17 protein-coding genes are annotated in these 15,261 nt (G+C 64.7%); 10 read left to right on the forward strand and 7 right to left on the reverse strand.

Annotation, left to right across the window (positions count from 1 at the left end; genetic code table 11):
* Nucleotides 1–83: 83 nt before the first annotated feature.
* Together RAD10_RS39060 and RAD10_RS39065 are read right to left on the reverse strand one after the other, a co-directional pair.
* Nucleotides 84–242: a hypothetical protein gene (locus tag RAD10_RS39060; RefSeq protein ID WP_018321727.1), complete on the reverse strand. Its 159-nt coding sequence runs from the start codon at nt 240–242 to the stop codon at nt 84–86.
* A gap of 21 nt (nt 243–263) precedes the next feature.
* Nucleotides 264–638 carry a PRC-barrel domain-containing protein gene (locus tag RAD10_RS39065; RefSeq protein ID WP_028144036.1) on the reverse strand — a complete coding sequence of 125 codons (375 nt, stop codon included), beginning with the start codon at nt 636–638 and terminating at the stop codon, nt 264–266.
* 143 nt (nt 639–781) lie between these two features.
* Here RAD10_RS39065 and RAD10_RS39070 point away from each other — a divergent pair, with 143 nt between their 5' ends.
* The 7 genes from RAD10_RS39070 to RAD10_RS39100 all read left to right on the forward strand — a co-directional run bounded on the left by RAD10_RS39070 (nt 782) and on the right by RAD10_RS39100 (nt 6,061).
* Nucleotides 782–2,578 (forward strand): thiamine pyrophosphate-requiring protein, encoded by a 1,797-nt coding sequence (locus tag RAD10_RS39070; RefSeq protein ID WP_461621635.1) that lies wholly within the window; start codon nt 782–784, stop codon nt 2,576–2,578.
* An 8-nt stretch (nt 2,579–2,586) separates the two neighbouring features.
* Entirely contained in the window at nt 2,587–2,814 is a 228-nt protein-coding gene (locus RAD10_RS39075; RefSeq protein ID WP_461621636.1) for a hypothetical protein, read from the forward strand.
* 88 nt (nt 2,815–2,902) lie between these two features.
* Entirely contained in the window at nt 2,903–3,454 is a 552-nt protein-coding gene (locus RAD10_RS39080) for a DUF4142 domain-containing protein (RefSeq protein ID WP_461621637.1), read from the forward strand.
* 96 nt (nt 3,455–3,550) lie between these two features.
* Nucleotides 3,551–4,552, forward strand: coding sequence for an SDR family oxidoreductase (locus tag RAD10_RS39085; RefSeq protein WP_461621638.1), 1,002 nt, complete (start codon nt 3,551–3,553; stop codon nt 4,550–4,552).
* Between the two features lie 101 nt (nt 4,553–4,653).
* Nucleotides 4,654–5,232, forward strand: coding sequence for a phosphatase PAP2 family protein (locus RAD10_RS39090; RefSeq protein ID WP_461621639.1), 579 nt, complete (start codon nt 4,654–4,656; stop codon nt 5,230–5,232).
* Complete coding sequence (locus RAD10_RS39095) at nt 5,229–5,576, forward strand: DUF3147 family protein (RefSeq protein WP_461621640.1); 348 nt, start codon at nt 5,229–5,231, stop codon at nt 5,574–5,576. The genes RAD10_RS39090 and RAD10_RS39095 overlap by 4 nt, the downstream gene beginning before the upstream one ends.
* Nucleotides 5,576–6,061, forward strand: coding sequence for a hypothetical protein (locus RAD10_RS39100; protein ID WP_461621641.1), 486 nt, complete (start codon nt 5,576–5,578; stop codon nt 6,059–6,061). Before RAD10_RS39095 ends, RAD10_RS39100 begins: the two co-directional genes overlap by 1 nt.
* A gap of 148 nt (nt 6,062–6,209) precedes the next feature.
* Here RAD10_RS39100 and RAD10_RS39105 read toward each other — a convergent pair whose 3' ends face one another.
* Nucleotides 6,210–6,368, reverse strand: a complete 159-nt coding sequence (locus RAD10_RS39105; RefSeq protein WP_461621642.1) for a hypothetical protein — start codon at nt 6,366–6,368, stop codon at nt 6,210–6,212.
* Nucleotides 6,369–6,541: 173 nt separating this feature from the next.
* Here RAD10_RS39105 and RAD10_RS39110 point away from each other — a divergent pair, with 173 nt between their 5' ends.
* Complete coding sequence (locus RAD10_RS39110) at nt 6,542–6,790, forward strand: hypothetical protein (RefSeq protein ID WP_091964774.1); 249 nt, start codon at nt 6,542–6,544, stop codon at nt 6,788–6,790.
* 246 nt (nt 6,791–7,036) lie between these two features.
* Here the strand turns inward: RAD10_RS39110 and RAD10_RS39115 are convergent, their stop codons facing one another.
* The 3 genes from RAD10_RS39115 to RAD10_RS39125 all read right to left on the reverse strand — a co-directional run bounded on the left by RAD10_RS39115 (nt 7,037) and on the right by RAD10_RS39125 (nt 7,771).
* Complete coding sequence (locus RAD10_RS39115) at nt 7,037–7,258, reverse strand: hypothetical protein (protein ID WP_028144043.1); 222 nt, start codon at nt 7,256–7,258, stop codon at nt 7,037–7,039.
* Nucleotides 7,259–7,328: 70 nt separating this feature from the next.
* Nucleotides 7,329–7,460, reverse strand: coding sequence for a hypothetical protein (locus tag RAD10_RS39120; RefSeq protein ID WP_256467012.1), 132 nt, complete (start codon nt 7,458–7,460; stop codon nt 7,329–7,331).
* Nucleotides 7,461–7,576: 116 nt separating this feature from the next.
* Nucleotides 7,577–7,771: a hypothetical protein gene (locus RAD10_RS39125; RefSeq protein ID WP_018321739.1), complete on the reverse strand. Its 195-nt coding sequence runs from the start codon at nt 7,769–7,771 to the stop codon at nt 7,577–7,579.
* 94 nt (nt 7,772–7,865) lie between these two features.
* Between RAD10_RS39125 and RAD10_RS39130 the strand changes: the two genes are divergently transcribed.
* On the forward strand, nt 7,866–8,378 hold the full coding sequence (locus RAD10_RS39130) for a DUF4142 domain-containing protein (RefSeq protein ID WP_461621643.1): 513 nt from the start codon (nt 7,866–7,868) through the stop codon (nt 8,376–8,378).
* A gap of 6 nt (nt 8,379–8,384) precedes the next feature.
* Here RAD10_RS39130 and RAD10_RS39135 read toward each other — a convergent pair whose 3' ends face one another.
* Nucleotides 8,385–8,678, reverse strand: a complete 294-nt coding sequence (locus tag RAD10_RS39135) for a hypothetical protein (RefSeq protein ID WP_461621644.1) — start codon at nt 8,676–8,678, stop codon at nt 8,385–8,387.
* A gap of 278 nt (nt 8,679–8,956) precedes the next feature.
* On the opposite strand from RAD10_RS39135, the gene RAD10_RS39140 reads away from it, so the two are divergent.
* Nucleotides 8,957–15,253 (forward strand): HAMP domain-containing protein, encoded by a 6,297-nt coding sequence (locus RAD10_RS39140; protein ID WP_461621645.1) that lies wholly within the window; start codon nt 8,957–8,959, stop codon nt 15,251–15,253.
* Nucleotides 15,254–15,261 lie beyond the last annotated feature (8 nt).

Consider the following 15,261-nt stretch of genomic DNA (forward strand, 5'->3'; position numbering starts at 1 on the left):
ATTCGTGAACGCCTGCTCAAAAAGAAGCGCGGCACAGTGGGTGCCGCGCTCGTCTCTGACGTCTCACGGGAAGCCCGCCTGTTTCAGTGCGTCTTCGTCTCGTGCCATTTCTCGAGATCGGGCTTCTCCTCGTCCGATCCCTGCTCCTTCTCCGGATTGCCCTTCCAGGGCTTGTCCGTCTGCCGGTGCGAACCCCAGTCGTTCTGCTGCCGGGGATCGTCGTTAGGCCGTTCCTTGCTCATCGATCTCCCTTTCCGTGAACGTCAAGCGAAGGGAACACCGTAATAGGAGTTGATGCCGCGCACCGCGGCGTCATCGCCCCAGTTCCAATCGCTCCGTTCGCCGTATTTCGGCGCCCCTTCCAGTTCCTTGGTGGTGATGCCGGTGACATACCCGCCAAGCTCCGTGTCGTATTTCAGCGACTGCCAGGGCAACGGGTAGTGGTCGTTGCCGAGGCCCAGGAATCCGCCGAAGCCAAGCACGGCGTAGGACACCCTGCCGCTGACCTTGTCGATCATCACGCGTTCGATCGAACCGATCCGGTTGCGGTCGGCGCCGTAGACCGACGTTCCCTCGACCTTGTCGCTGCCGATCAGCCGTCCCATCTCGCTGCGGCCCAGCTCGCCTTGATTCAGCATCTCAATCCTCCACTCAGCCACAATGTGAATCAACCGGATGAGCAAGCGATCGTTCCGGCGCCGATGTTCCCGGAAGCGGACCAGGAACATCGCAGGGAAGGAGCCGTTCTCTGAACTTCATGCACAACCGAGAGCCACGCGCGATGTCCCAGACCGTCTCCGACTTCATCGTCCAGCGTCTGCATCAATGGGGCGTGCGCCACATCTTTGGCTATCCCGGCGACGGCATTAACGGCGTGTTCGGCGCGATGAACCGGGCCCAAGGAAAGGACGACAAGATCGGCTTCGTGCAGGCGCGGCACGAGGAGATGGCGGCATTCATGGCCAGCGCCTACGCAAAATTCTCAGGGCAGCTCGGCGTCTGCATCGCGACCTCGGGCCCGGGTGCCTCGCATCTCATCACCGGGCTCTACGACGCGCTGCTCGACCACCAGCCGGTGCTGGCGATTGTCGGCCAGCAGGCCCGCAACGCCCTCGGCGGGCACTATCAGCAGGAGATCGACCTTCTCTCGATGTTCAAGGACGTCGCCGGTGCCTACGTCATGCAGGCATCCTCGCCTGCGCAAGTGCGACACTTGATCGACCGAGCCGTGCGGATCGCGCTGGCGCGGCGGACCCCGACCGTGATCATCCTGCCCAACGACCTGCAGGAAGAAGCTTTCGAGAGCCCGCCACGTGCACACGGCACGCTGCATTCCGGCATCGGTTATAGCGCGCCCAGCATCATGCCGCGTGAGGCCGATCTCGATCGCGCCGCGGAAGTGCTGAATGCCGGCAAGAAGGTCGCGATGCTCGTCGGCGCCGGCGCACTTGGCGCCACCGACGAGGTGATCGCCGTCGCTGACCGGCTCTCGGCCGGCTGCGCCAAGGCGCTGCTCGGCAAGGCCGCGCTGCCCGACGACCTGCCGTGGGTTACCGGCTCGATCGGCCTGCTCGGCACCGAGCCCAGCTACAACATGATGATGGAGTGCGACACGCTGCTAATGGTCGGCTCTGCCTTCCCCTACGCCGAATTCCTGCCGCAGGAAGGCGCAGCGCGCGGCGTGCAGATCGACATCGACGCCGGCATGATGTCGATCCGCTTTCCCATGGAGGTCGGCCTCGTTGGCGACGCCGCCGAGACGCTGCGCGCACTGTTGCCGCGGCTCAAGCCCAAGAGCGACCGCGCCTGGCGCCAGGGTATCGAAGACGACGTCGCGACCTGGTGGAAAACGCTGGATGGCCGGGCACATCAGCCGGCAGCGCCCGTCAATCCGCAGCTCGTCGCCTGGGAATTGTCCCCGCGCCTGCCCGACCGTGCGATTATCACCAGCGATTCCGGCTCCTGCGCCAACTGGTTCGCCCGCGATCTGAAGATGCGCCGCGGCATGACGGCCTCGCTCTCCGGCGGCCTCGCCTCGATGGGCGCCGCGGTACCCTATGCGCTCGCCGCCAAATACGCCCATCCGGACCGTCCGGTGATCGCGCTGGTCGGCGACGGCGCGATGCAGATGAACAACATGGCCGAATTGATCACCGCCGCGAAATACTGGCGCTCCTGGCGCGACCCTCGCTTCATCGTCTGCGTCTTCAACAACGAGGATCTCAACCAGGTGACCTGGGAGCAGCGCATCATCAATGGCGATCCCAAATTCGAAGCCTCGCAGCGCATTCCCGACGTCTCCTATTCCCGCTTCGCCGAGCTCATCGGTCTGCGCGGCATCTTCGTCGACAGCCCACAGCTGCTCGGCTCGGCCTGGGAGCAGGCGCTGGGAACCGAGATGCCCGTCGTGTTGGAGGTGAAGACCGATCCCGAAGTGCCGCCGCTGCCGCCGCATATCACGCTTCAGCAGGCCAAGAACTTCTCGCTCGCCCTCTTGAAGGGCGATCCGAACGAGAGCGGGATGATCAAGGGGGCAGCGCGGCAGGTGCTCGAAACCATCCTGCCCGGAAAGCAATGAGGTCAACCATGAGCGACTTTCGCGACATCCAGCACGGCGTCAACGATCCCGTCGACGGCGTCGACGTGAAATACCATTTCAACGACAACAAGACTCCGCACGAGCGCGCGCAGCACCATGCCGATGTGCGTGCCGACGCCACGGCTGCCCCCGCCGAGCCGTTTCTGCCGGAGCGGCTTCGACGCAAGCCGACCGATCCCGTCAATCCGCGCACCGGGCGGAATCCGACGGATTAGCCGTTAGGAACCTCGGCGCATGCGACGTGTTGATCGGCGCAACACCGCGCGGCAAGAGGCCGCGCGCCGCACTCGGAGGGACCGAACCATGAAACGTACCATCATCGCCCTTGCCTGCGTGCTTGTCGCAGGGCCCGCGCTCGCCCAATCTCTTGGCGAGAAGACCGGCGTCAATTCGGCGCTCGGCGTCGCGCCAACGACTGCCGACTTCGTCAAGCAGGTCGCCATCAGCGACATGTTCGAGATCGAGTCGAGCAGACTTGCCACGCAAAAGGGCAACGCGCAGGAGAAGAGCTTCGCGCAACAGATGGTGACCGACCACACCAAGACCAGCACCGAGCTCAAGGGCCTCGTCGGTGACGGCAAGATGCAGGCGACCCTTCCGACGGCGCTCGACAGCTCGCACCAGAGCAAGCTCGACAAGCTCAAGAGTGCGAACGGCAAAGACTTCAGCTCGGACTACAATTCCTATCAGGTGAGCGCCCATGAGGATGCCGTGTCGCTGTTCGAGCGCTACGCCAAGGGCGGCGACAATTCCGCGCTGAAGGATTGGGCCGGCAAGACTCTGCCGGCGCTCAAGCACCATCTCGACATGGCCAAGGAGCTCGGCAAGGCGCCGAGTGTCGGCCAGGCGAAGTAAACCTCGAACGAGGGCGCCGGCTTGGCCGGCGTCCTCTGCGTCCTGGCAACGATGCCTGTCTCCGCGCATGGAGATCACACCATCGCGGAGGACATCATGGCGCAGCAGGACAGGACCTCAATATCCCGCCGGCACATCGTTCGCGCCGCGAGCACGACGCTCGCCACGGCTGCGCTGGCGTCTTCGACCGCGAAAGGAGATACGCACATGGGCGAGCATGCGCTGATTGATCCCGTCGGCCGCTTTCCGAAGCCGCCGTTCAAAAAGCAGTCGCAGCCCTGGCCGGGCCTCGCCGGCAAGATGGAGCCGCGGCCGGACCATGGCGAGACCAGCTACAAGGGCTCCGGTCGGCTCGCCGGCCGCAAGGCGCTGATCACCGGCGGCGATTCCGGCATGGGCCGCGCCGCCGCCATTGCATATGCGCGCGAAGGCGCCAACGTCGCCATCAATTATCTGGCGGCAGAAGAGCCTGATGCGCAGGAGGTGATCGCGCTGATCAAGAAGGAAGGTCGCACCGGGCTGGCGATCCCCGGCGATCTCCAGGAGGAAGCCTTCTGCAAAAGGCTGGTCGAGCAGACCGTGCAGGGCCTTGGCGGTCTCGACATCATCGTCAACAACGCCGCCCGGCAGCAGGCGCGCGCCTCCATCCTCGACATCTCCTCGCAGGACTTCGACGCGACCATGAAGACCAACATCTACGCGCCGTTCTGGATCATCAAAGCGGCGCTGCCGCATCTCAAGCCCGGATCCTGCATCATCGGCACGACCTCCGAGCAGGCTTACGATCCCTCGCCCGATCTCTACGATTATGCGCAGACCAAGGCGGCGACGATGAACTATGTGAAGGCGCTGGCCAAGCAGCTCGCGTCCAAGGGCATCCGCGTCAACGGCGTGGCGCCGGGGCCGATCTGGACGCCGCTCCAGGTCTCCGGCGGCGCCACGATGGAGAAGCTCGAAAAATTTGGCGGCATGACGCCGCTCGGCCGCCCCGGCCAGCCGGTCGAGCTCGCCTCGATCTACGTGCAGCTTGCCGCCGCCGACGCCAGCTATGCGACCGGCCAGGTCTATGGCGCTGCTGGCGGATCCGGGCAGCCATAGTCGCAGCGCCGCGGGCCTGATGCCACGCGGCGGAGCTCAGGAACCTTCCTTGTTTCCGGGCTTTACAAATTTGTCATTGAGAACATCTCGCCTGCTGACCGATGGCGCTCGTAACAGTCAAACCCACCCGGATCGACACGGCGATCGCGAACGAGATCGCACACAACACCAACTCGGGGCTCGAGCATGCCGCCCAGACGTTGACCTGGGGGGCCGACGAGCATGTGCTCATCGCGCTGGCCGCTGCGGGATGGCTCTACACCCGGCTGCGGCACCCGCAGCAGCGTCCCGTTGCAGATCACGTTCTGATGGTCTCGCTGGCGACGGCCATACTGCCGCATGTTCTGAAGTCCGTGTTCGACCAGACCAGGCCGGACCGGCTGACGGTCACCGGCCATTGGCGCGGCGTCCCCTTCTCGGGGCGATCCCGCGACGCATTTCCCTCCGGTCACGCCGTGCATATGGGCGCGCTTGCCTCGGCGGCCGGCCTGTTGCCGCCTGCCCGGCGTCGGGCGGTCCGCGTCCTTGCCGTGGCGCTGTCGTTGACGCGCGTCGTGGTGCTTGCGCATTGGGCCAGCGATGTGGTGGCGGGCTTTACGCTTGGCGTCGCCGTCGAGCGACTGTTCAGGCCGTTCACGCTGGCGAAGCGGCGGCCTAAAGCCCCGCGAGTCCGGTCATGACCGAATATCTCCTGCGCTTCATCGCCGGCGGCATGATCGTCTCCGCCTTCGCGATCCTGGGCGACATGCTTCGACCGAAGAGCTTTGCCGGCCTGCTCGGCGCGGCGCCGTCAGTCGCGCTGGCCACCCTCAGCATCGCCGTCGTCCAGCACGGCCCGCAATATGTCGCCGCCGAAAGCTGGACGATGATCTATGGTGCCATCGCTCTCGGCTGCTACAGCATCGTCGTCTGCCATCTCCTGATGAGGTTTCACTTCTCCGCACTGCCAGCCACCATCCTCGCTTTTGCCGCATGGCTCGTCGTCGCCTTCGCTCTGCTCGCGGGTTTCGGAGGTGCTGCCTGATGCTGGTCAAACTGTCTTCATCGGCGCTCAAACAGACGCGGTGGTACGAGTATGGTATCCGCTTTCTGCTCGGCGGACTGGCGACGGTCCTCGCGGGGGCCGTGACCACGGGTTTCGGCGTCTCCGTCGGCGGCCTCTTCCTCGCGCTCCCCGCCATCTTCTGCGCCAGCGCAACGCTGATCGAAAGCCATGAGCGCCGCGCCAAGGAAAAGGCCGGCCTCAGCGGAGACAGACGCGGGCGGCAGGCCGCAGCCGTCGATGCCGCCGGTGCCGGCCTGGGAAGCATCGGCCTGGCGGCATTCGCTGCAGTCTTTTACATCGTGGTTTCGACAACCGTGATCGGAGCGTTCATCGCCGCCATCCTGGTATGGGCGGCCGTGTCGGTGTCGGGGTGGTGGCTGCGGCGAAAGCTTCGCATCACCTCGCGCACCACGCAGACCGAACGCATGGGGCCATCAGCGAGGGGCCGCGGCCTCTTCCCGTAGCATCAGAAAGCCATACATCTCGGCGGCCGTCTGAAGCTGATCGATGCGCGCGAGAACAACGTCACGCTGGCGGCCGTCCGGCAGGTCCGACAATTCGTGCTCAAGCCGCAGCTTCTGCGCCCTGAGACGCTGCTCGAATGTATGTGGCTCATATCGTCTTCGCATCTTCCGTCCTCGGTGGCTGCAGACCCGGGCTGTTGGCCCAGCGCTCGACTTGCTCGATGACCTTCTGGTGGCTCGGACGCACCGGCTTGGGGCCTTCCGGCTCTTCGGAAAGTTTCCGGGGTAACCTGACTTCGTCCGTCATGGCTTCACTCCCTTTCCATGAGAATGCGCCACCGCCAAAGTCGTTTCAATAATAAGTCATTGATTTTGCTATATTTTCATACTCATTTGGCGTCTTTATCGACTCTTGTGGAACTCCCGCCAAGTTGGTTCGTTGAGTAACCTACTCAACCTACTCAATTTGCGTGATCGACCATGAACGACCTTCGCGCCGAGCGCCTTCAGGTCATGCTCTCGCCGGAAGAGTTGGCCGCCGTTGACGATTTCCGGTTCAAGCATCGCATGCCGACGCGGGCGGCAGCGGTCCGCGAACTGCTCAAGTTCGGACTGGCCGCCGTCGGCGTCGACGCAGCCGCGGGTGTGAAGTCGAGCAGCTTCGGCGTGTTCGGCCGCGGGCCCGAGGGACATACGCAGGAAGATCCCGAGAACGGCACCGGGGGCTGACCCGCAAGAACCGTCCATAAGCGAACGACCCCGGCACGGTGGGTGCCAGGGCCGTCCTTGGAGATTGCTTCCGGCGCACCGGGGGCATGACAACCGGAAGCAACCTGTCGACGCCTCGCGCAAGGATTTGTTCCTCGCGCTAATCCGTTGCGTCTAAATCGCGATGCGATGAGGATGAATCGTCATCGCGCTTTAGGTTGTTCAAGCATGGTCTTTTCGGAGCCGCGCACTTTTCCGGATCATGCTTTAGCCGCTCGGCGCGTCGCCGGAATCGTCCGGCGTCATGCCTGAGCCCGGGGTCTTGCTGTTGTCGTTCAGCTTGGGATCGCGCGTCGCCTCCCGCGACGGTGAGCCTTTCGAACCCGTCTTTTGCGGATCCGTCTTGTGCACGGACTGCGCGCGCTGCTTGTCGCGCGGCTGTTCCTCCGCCCGTTTGTCCTTGACGATGCCGTGGTCGGAATGGGCCATGATGTGCTTCGCCTCTCTCTGATGTGTCGAAGCGCTTACGCACTGCGGCGTCGAATGTTCCGGCGCGGCGCTAGCTGTGCGTCGCGTGGACCGCAGCCGATGCGTTCTCCAGATGAACCTGACGCACCGTCGTCACCGTCGCGAACGCGACCGACACACCAAAGGCGAGAATGAGTGAAAGAAGAGCCAGACGTGGAGCCATCACAAAACCTCCTTCTGGAAGCGAAAACCAACGATCGACTGTTCCCTGATCATCCTGGATTGGTCGCTTGCGTTCCGTGAGCAGTCTCACACGCGGATTCACGAAAAGAAGAGCCCTCACGCATCCCGCTTTTGAGGGAAACGAACCACGACGGGCGGAATTTCGCCATCGAGCCAATCCTGCTCGTGAGCGAGCGCCGTCCAGGCGTCCGCCATGCGCGAGAAGCGCTTGTGGGCGGGTTGTCCCTCGGCGCGCTCAGCGAGCTGAAGACAGTTGTCCGCATTATCCCTGAAGATGTCAGACTGTTTCATTTTGAAGACGTGGGGACGGAACTCTCGCGTCGCAACCCGGTTGCCGGATCGTAATGTTCAGGGAACTTCGCCCGCCATTGGCTGTTTGATATCGATGCGAGTTCCTGTCGCGATCGTCCTGGCATTCATCAGCACCGCAGCGCTTGCCGACAGCACCGGTGAACGAAAGTCCGGCGACCGCCCTCCGAGCGCAATCGACGTCATCAGTGGCCTCTATAATTTCAGCCGCTTCCAGCAAGGCCTGCTGGAGAGCACCGATCTGAAGGGCAACGCCGAGGTCAAGAACCTCGCCGCCTTGCGTGCCGAGGAAGCTGCCAAGCGCGACAAGGCGCTGAAGCAGATCCAGGAGGCGATCGGCGCGGAGCCGCGCGTCGGCAAGACGACGTCGGTCAGCGCGGGCTTGGTCGAGCCTGAAACGTCGGACGGACCGACTTACGTCCGAAGCTTCTATGCCTCGCAGATTCCCGAATATGAATCGGCCATCGAGCTGCTCGAACGCTATCTGAAGGCGCCCGACAACGCGGCGCTCGCAACGTTCGCGCGCGAGCAGCTCCCGATGCTGCGTGCGCAGGTCAAGGACGCCGGGCGTACCATGGCGGACAAGTAGCCCCCTCTATTTATCATTCGGATGATGTTGCTGGCTCTGCGGTCGCACGGTGCGGTCGCTCTCCGGCATCCTGTCCCGGCCCGCATCGCCATTGTCGTCCTTGCCGCCCGAAGACGAGGTGCCGCTGCCGCTCGGGTTCGACCGGGTCGCCGCCCCCGTGGTCGGTGTATCCGCCTTCGGGCTGGCTGAGCTCGCGGCGGGATCGCCGGTCACCGCCCCGCGGCCGCTGGGCGCTCCGCCCTGCGCCAAGGCTGACCCGGCAAACAGCATGACGACGATCGCGGCAAATCCTGCTTTCATATCCCTTCTCCCTGTTTTGGAGCTAACCGCGAGGCTCGGCGCTCCGTTCCGAAGGGGCCTTCCGGGGACCGACAATGGGGCGGGGTCGCCGATGCCGTTTCTTTTTTGAACCGCAATGGAACCAATTCAGCGGATTGCGGTTATTGCCGTCGGGCTGAGCAAGACAGGTTCCATACCTCGCGTCACACGTTGGCGCTTGATTTCGAATTTGGCTGACGCTCTATTTTGACCAATTGCGTCTTGCCGTGGATTCGGCCGACACCTGCGGGGGAATCAGTATGAGCGACCTCGATCCCGGATCTGCATCACGGTCCGGTCGTCGCGTCCCAAAGCCAAAACCCAACGGTGTATCGGATCCGGATTCCCGGGCCGAATTGCTGCTCGCCCTGCAGGCCATGCGCAGCGGCGATTTCTCCGTCCGCATGAGCGGCGACTATCTCGGCATCGACGGCAAGATCGCCGACACTTTTAATGAAATCATCGCCGCCAACCAGCGCATGGCGCAGCAGCTCGAGCTGGTCGGCCAGGTGGTCGGCCGTGAAGGCAAAACGCGCCAGCGCGTGAAATTCGGCCTCGCCTCGGGCTCCTGGGCCGACATGGAAGGCTCCGTCAACACGCTGATCGACGACCTGCTGTGGCCGACCCGCGAGGTGACGCGTGCGGTCGCGGCGGTCGCGCAAGGCGACCTGCTTCAGACCGTCAAGCTCGACGTCGATGGCCGTCCGCTCCGGGGCGAATTCCTGCAGTCGGCGACCATCGTCAACACCATGATCAAGCAGCTCGGCGTGTTCACCTCCGAGGTGACGCGCGTGGCGCGCGAGGTCGGCACCGAAGGCAAGCTCGGCGGCCAGGCCCAGGTGCCTGAGGTGACAGGCGTCTGGAAGGACCTCACCGAGAGCGTCAACTCGATGGCGAACAACCTGACCAACCAGGTTCGCAACATCGCCGAGGTGACGATCGCGGTCGCCAACGGCGACCTCTCCAAGAAAATCACGGTCGACGTCCGCGGCGAGATCCTTCAGCTCAAGGAAGCCATCAACACGATGGTGGACCAGCTCCGCTCCTTCGCCTCCGAAGTGACGCGCGTCGCGCGCGAGGTCGGCACCGACGGCAAGCTCGGCGGCCAGGCGATCGTGCCAGGCGTCGCCGGCACCTGGAAGGACCTGACCGACTCCGTCAACGCGATGTGCGGCAACCTGACCGCACAGGTCCGCAACATCGCCAACGTCACCACCGCCGTGGCGCGCGGCGACCTGTCGCGCAAGATCACGGTGGACGTGCGCGGCGAGATCCTGGAGCTGAAGGACACCATCAACACCATGGTGGACCAGCTCAACTCGTTCGCCTCGGAAGTGACGCGCGTGGCGCGCGAAGTCGGCACCGAAGGCAAGCTCGGCGGCCAGGCGCAGGTGCCCGGCGTCGCCGGCACCTGGAAGGACCTCACCGACAACGTCAACTTCATGGCCTCGAACCTGACGGCGCAGGTCCGCAACATCGCCGACGTCGCCACCGCCATCGCGAGCGGCGACCTCTCGAAGAAGATCACGGTGAACGTCTCGGGCGAAATCCTTCAGCTGAAGGAGACGCTCAATACCATGGTCGACCAGCTCAACGCGTTTGCCGGCGAAGTGACGCGCGTGGCGCGCGAAGTCGGCACCGAGGGCCGGCTCGGCGGCCAGGCCAACGTGCTCGGCGTCGCCGGCACCTGGAAGGACCTCACCGAAAGCGTCAACTCGATGGCGTCGAACCTGACCGCCCAGGTCCGCAACATCGCCGAGGTGACCACCGCGGTCGCCGGCGGCGACCTGTCGAAGAAGATCACGGTGGACGTCCGCGGCGAGATCCTCGAGCTGAAGGACACCATCAACACCATGGTGGACCAGCTCAACGCCTTCGCCGGCGAGGTGACGCGCGTGGCGCGCGAGGTCGGCACCGAAGGCAAGCTCGGCGGCCAGGCCGTCGTGCGCGGCGTCGGCGGCACCTGGAAGGACCTCACCGACAGCGTCAACTCGATGGCCTCCAACCTCACCGGCCAGGTCCGCAACATCGCCGAGGTCGCGACCGCCGTGGCGAAGGGCGATTTGTCGAAGAAGATCACGGTGAACGTGTCGGGCGAAATCCTTCAGCTGAAGGAAACGCTCAACACCATGGTCGACCAGCTCAACGCCTTCGCCGGCGAAGTCACGCGCGTCGCGCGCGAGGTCGGCACCGACGGCAAGCTCGGCGGCCAGGCCGGCGTGCCCGGCGTCGCCGGCACCTGGAAGGACTTGACCGACTCCGTGAACTCGATGGCGGGCAACCTCACCGCGCAGGTCCGCAACATCGCCGAGGTCGCGACCGCGATCGCCGGCGGCGACCTGTCGCGCAAGATCACCGTGGACGTGCGCGGCGAGATCCTGCAGCTCAAGGACACGCTGAACACGATGGTCGACCAGCTCAACCGCTTCGCGGGCGAGGTGACGCGCGTGGCGCGCGAGGTCGGTACCGAAGGCCGCCTCGGCGGACAGGCCAACGTGCCGGGCGTCGCCGGCACCTGGAAGGACTTGACCGACTCCGTGAACTCGATGGCGGGCAACCTCACCGCCCAGGTCCGCAACATCGCCGAAGTGACCACCGCGGTCGCGCGCGGCGACCTGTCGCGCAAGATCACCGTCGACGTGAAGGGCGAAATCCTCGAGCTCAAGAACACCATCAACACCATGGTGGACCAGCTCAACGGCTTTGCCGGCGAAGTGACGCGCGTGGCGCGCGAGGTCGGTACCGAAGGCAAGCTCGGCGGCCAGGCCGAAGTGCCCGGCGTCGCCGGCACCTGGAAGGACCTCACCGACAACGTCAACTTCATGGCCTCGAACCTCACGGCCCAGGTCCGCAACATCGCCGAGGTCGCGACCGCGATCGCCGGCGGCGACCTGTCGAAGAAGATCACGGTGGACGTGCGCGGCGAGATCCTGCTGCTCAAGGACACCTTGAACACCATGGTCGAGCAGTTGCGCTCCTTCGCCGCGGAAGTGACGCGCGTGGCGCGCGAGGTCGGCACCGAAGGCCGGCTCGGCGGTCAGGCCGTGGTTCCCGGCGTCGGCGGCACTTGGAAGGACCTCACCGACAACGTCAACCTTTTGGCCGCGAACCTCACCACCCAGGTCCGCAACATCGCCGAAGTGACCACGGCGGTCGCGCGCGGCGACCTGTCGCGCAAGATCACCGTCGACGTGAAGGGAGAAATCCTCGAGCTGAAGAACACCATCAACACCATGGTGGACCAGCTCAACGCCTTCGCCGGCGAAGTCACGCGCGTGGCGCGCGAGGTCGGCACCGAGGGCGAGCTTGGCGGCCAGGCCCAGGTGCCCGGCGTCGCCGGCACCTGGAAGGATCTCACCGACACCGTCAACTTCATGGCGGCGAACCTGACCGAGCAGGTCCGCGGCATCGTCAAGGTTGTGACCGCGGTCGCCAACGGCGACCTCAAGCAGAACCTCACTGTGAAATCCAAGGGCGAAGTCGCCGCTCTCGCCGATACCATCAACAACATGACCGATACGCTCGCGACCTTCGCCGACCAGGTGACGTCGGTGGCGCGCGAGGTCGGCGTCGAAGGCCGTCTCGGCGGTCAGGCCGACGTGCCCCGCGCCGCCGGCACCTGGAAGGACCTCACGGGTAACGTCAACCTGCTCGCGGCCAACCTCACCTCGCAGGTGCGCGCGATCGCGGAAGTCGCGACCGCCGTGACCAAAGGCGATCTGACGCGGTCGATCCAGGTCGACGCCCGCGGCGAGCTCGCCGAGCTCAAAGACAACATCAATACCATGATCACGAACCTCCGTCTCACGACGGACGTGAACACCGAGCAGGACTGGCTGAAGACCAACCTCGCAAAGTTCACCAACATGCTGCAAGGCCAGCGCGACCTCACCACGGTGGGCCGGCTGCTGCTGACCGAGCTGTCGCCGCTGGTGAACGCCCATACCGGCGTGATCTACCAGGTCGAGAGCGAGGACAATCCGCAACTCCTGCTGCTGGCCTCCTATGCCAGTGACGGCATCTACCCGTATCAGCGCGTGCTGCAGTTCGGCGACGGCCTGATCGGCCAGTGCGCGCTCGACAAGCGGCCGCGCGTGGTCGCCGACATTCCATCCGACGCGGTGCCGATCAACTCGGCGCTGTTCCGCGTCGCGCCGAAGAACCTCGTCGTGCTGCCGGTGCTGTTCGAAGGCCAGGTCAAGGCCGTGATCGAGCTTGCCTCGCTCGTCTCCTTCACGACATCGCAGATGACCTTCCTGGAGCAGCTCACCGACTCCATCGGCATCGTTCTCAATTCGATCGAAGCGACGATGCAGACCGAGGGCCTGCTCAAGCAGTCGCAGCAGCTCGCCGGCGAGCTGCAGACCCAGCAGCGCGAATTGCAGCAGACCAACGACCAGCTCGAGCAGAAGGCGCAGCAGCTCGCCGAGCGCAACGTCGAGGTCGAGCGCAAGAACCAGGAGATCGAGCAGGCCCGCCGCGCCCTCGAGGAAAAGGCGACCGAGCTTGCCCTGACCTCGAAGTACAAGTCCGAATTCCTCGCCAATATGAGCCACGAGCTGCGCACGCCGCTGAACTCGATCCTGATCCTGGGACAGCAGCTCACCGACAATCCGGACGGCAACCTCTCGGCCAAGCAGGTCGAATTCGCCCGCACCATCCACGGCGCCGGCACCGACCTGCTCAATCTCATCAGCGACATTCTGGATCTGTCCAAGATCGAATCCGGCACGGTGACGGTCGACGCCGAGGAAATCCTGACCGCGAACCTGCTGGAGACCGTCGGACGGCCGTTCCGGCATGAGGCGGACAACCGCAATCTGTCGTTCAAGATCGACGTCGATCCGGCCCTCCCTCGCAGCATCGTCACCGACTCCAAGCGCCTGCAACAGGTGCTGAAGAACCTGCTCTCCAACGCCTTCAAGTTCACCGCCGAAGGCGAGGTGCGCCTGAATGTCACCGCCGCGGTCGGCGGCTGGGGAACGGATCACCCGGTGCTGAACTCCGCGCCGGCCGTGATCGCGTTCGAAGTGTCCGACACCGGCATCGGCATTCCCGTGGAGAAGCAGAAGCTGATCTTCGAGGCGTTCCAGCAGGCCGATGCCGGCACCAGCCGGAAATATGGCGGCACCGGCCTTGGGCTTGCGATCAGCCGCGAACTGGCAAGCCTGCTCGGCGGCGAGATTCATCTGCGCAGCTCGCCAGGCAAGGGCTCGTCGTTCACGCTGTATCTGCCGCTCAAATATTCCGGCCCGACGCTCGCACCGCGCGCCGCACCTGCGCCGCAGCAACACAATCAGCCGCCAGCGCTGCAGCCGGCCGCGCCGGAGCAGCAGCGCGTCATCGAGCAGCTTCCCGACGACCGGCTCAACCTCGAGCCTGGCGACAGCATCCTCCTGATCGTCGAGGACGACCCGCATTATGCACGTGTGCTGGTCGACCTCGCGCGCGACAAGGGATTCAAGGTTCTGGTCGCCGCCCGCGGTGCGGAGGCGCTGGAGCTTGCCAAGCAGTACCAGCCGAGAGCAGTCTCGCTCGACGTGTTCCTGCCCGACATGCTCGGCTGGACCGTGCTGAGCCAGCTCAAGCACAATCCGCTGACCCGCCACATCCCCGTGCAGATCATCACGCTCGACGAGGACCGCCAGCATGCGCTGGCCCGTGGTGCGTTCTCCTTCGTCAACAAGCCGACGACGACCGAAGGCGTCTCGGCCGCGCTGACGCAGATCAAGGAATATGCGCGTCCCAGGCGCAAGCGGCTCCTGATCGTCGAGGACAACGAGGCCGAGCAGCTTTCGATCCGCGAGCTGCTGCACCACGACGACATCGAGATCGTGACGACCGACACCGGCGCCGGCGCGCTTTCGACGCTGCGCGAGGCGCCCTGCGACTGCGTGGTGCTCGACCTCAGGCTGCCCGACATGAGCGGCTTCGAGGTGCTGGACCAGATCCGCAACGACGAGGCGCTGTCCAACGTTCCGGTCGTGGTCTTCACCGGCCGCGAGCTTTCAGCGGAGGAGGATGCGGAACTCCACACCATGGCGCGCAGTATCGTGGTCAAGGGCGTGGAATCGCCGGAGCGCCTGCTCGACGAGACCGCGCTGTTCCTGCACCGCGTGATCACGGAGCTTCCCGTCGAGAAGCAGCGCATGCTGGAGAAGCTGAACAGTTCCGACGAGGATTTGATCGGCAAGACTGCGCTTCTCGTCGACGACGACGCCCGCAACATCTTCGCGCTGTCGAGCGTGCTGGAACGGCGCGGCATGAAGGTGCTGACCGCCACGACCGGCCGTGAAGCCGTCACCCTGGTCGAATCCAATCCGGAGATCGCCATCGTTCTGATGGACATCATGATGCCGCAGATGGATGGCTACCAGACCATCGGCGTCATTCGCGAAAACCCGGCCTTCGCCCGCCTTCCGATCATCGCGCTGACCGCCAAGGCGATGAAGGGTGACCGGGAGAAATGCCTCGAAGCCGGCGCGTCCGATTACCTCGCCAAACCCGTCAACACCGATCAATTGCTGCTTGCGATCCGCATGTGGCTGCACCGCTGAGTTGGGCC

It is taken from the genome of Bradyrhizobium sp. 23AC (genome assembly GCF_054863025.1).

Excerpts from the sequence above, each read along its gene's own strand:
- RAD10_RS39065 (WP_028144036.1), bottom strand. The coding sequence starts at position 638 with ATGCTGAATCAAGGCGAGCTGGGCCGCAGCGAGATGGGACGGCTGATC.
- RAD10_RS39075 (WP_461621636.1), top strand. The coding sequence starts at position 2,587 with ATGAGCGACTTTCGCGACATCCAGCACGGCGTCAACGATCCCGTCGAC.
- RAD10_RS39110 (WP_091964774.1), top strand. The coding sequence starts at position 6,542 with ATGAACGACCTTCGCGCCGAGCGCCTTCAGGTCATGCTCTCGCCGGAA.
- RAD10_RS39080 (WP_461621637.1), top strand. The coding sequence starts at position 2,903 with ATGAAACGTACCATCATCGCCCTTGCCTGCGTGCTTGTCGCAGGGCCC.
- RAD10_RS39105 (WP_461621642.1), bottom strand. The coding sequence starts at position 6,368 with ATGACGGACGAAGTCAGGTTACCCCGGAAACTTTCCGAAGAGCCGGAA.
- RAD10_RS39115 (WP_028144043.1), bottom strand. The coding sequence starts at position 7,258 with ATGGCCCATTCCGACCACGGCATCGTCAAGGACAAACGGGCGGAGGAA.
- RAD10_RS39100 (WP_461621641.1), top strand. The coding sequence starts at position 5,576 with ATGCTGGTCAAACTGTCTTCATCGGCGCTCAAACAGACGCGGTGGTAC.
- RAD10_RS39120 (WP_256467012.1), bottom strand. The coding sequence starts at position 7,460 with ATGGCTCCACGTCTGGCTCTTCTTTCACTCATTCTCGCCTTTGGTGTG.
- RAD10_RS39095 (WP_461621640.1), top strand. The coding sequence starts at position 5,229 with ATGACCGAATATCTCCTGCGCTTCATCGCCGGCGGCATGATCGTCTCC.
- RAD10_RS39140 (WP_461621645.1), top strand. The coding sequence starts at position 8,957 with ATGAGCGACCTCGATCCCGGATCTGCATCACGGTCCGGTCGTCGCGTC.
- RAD10_RS39085 (WP_461621638.1), top strand. The coding sequence starts at position 3,551 with ATGGCGCAGCAGGACAGGACCTCAATATCCCGCCGGCACATCGTTCGC.
- RAD10_RS39070 (WP_461621635.1), top strand. The coding sequence starts at position 782 with ATGTCCCAGACCGTCTCCGACTTCATCGTCCAGCGTCTGCATCAATGG.
- RAD10_RS39125 (WP_018321739.1), bottom strand. The coding sequence starts at position 7,771 with ATGAAACAGTCTGACATCTTCAGGGATAATGCGGACAACTGTCTTCAG.
- RAD10_RS39060 (WP_018321727.1), bottom strand. The coding sequence starts at position 242 with ATGAGCAAGGAACGGCCTAACGACGATCCCCGGCAGCAGAACGACTGG.
- RAD10_RS39090 (WP_461621639.1), top strand. The coding sequence starts at position 4,654 with ATGGCGCTCGTAACAGTCAAACCCACCCGGATCGACACGGCGATCGCG.
- RAD10_RS39135 (WP_461621644.1), bottom strand. The coding sequence starts at position 8,678 with ATGAAAGCAGGATTTGCCGCGATCGTCGTCATGCTGTTTGCCGGGTCA.
- RAD10_RS39130 (WP_461621643.1), top strand. The coding sequence starts at position 7,866 with ATGCGAGTTCCTGTCGCGATCGTCCTGGCATTCATCAGCACCGCAGCG.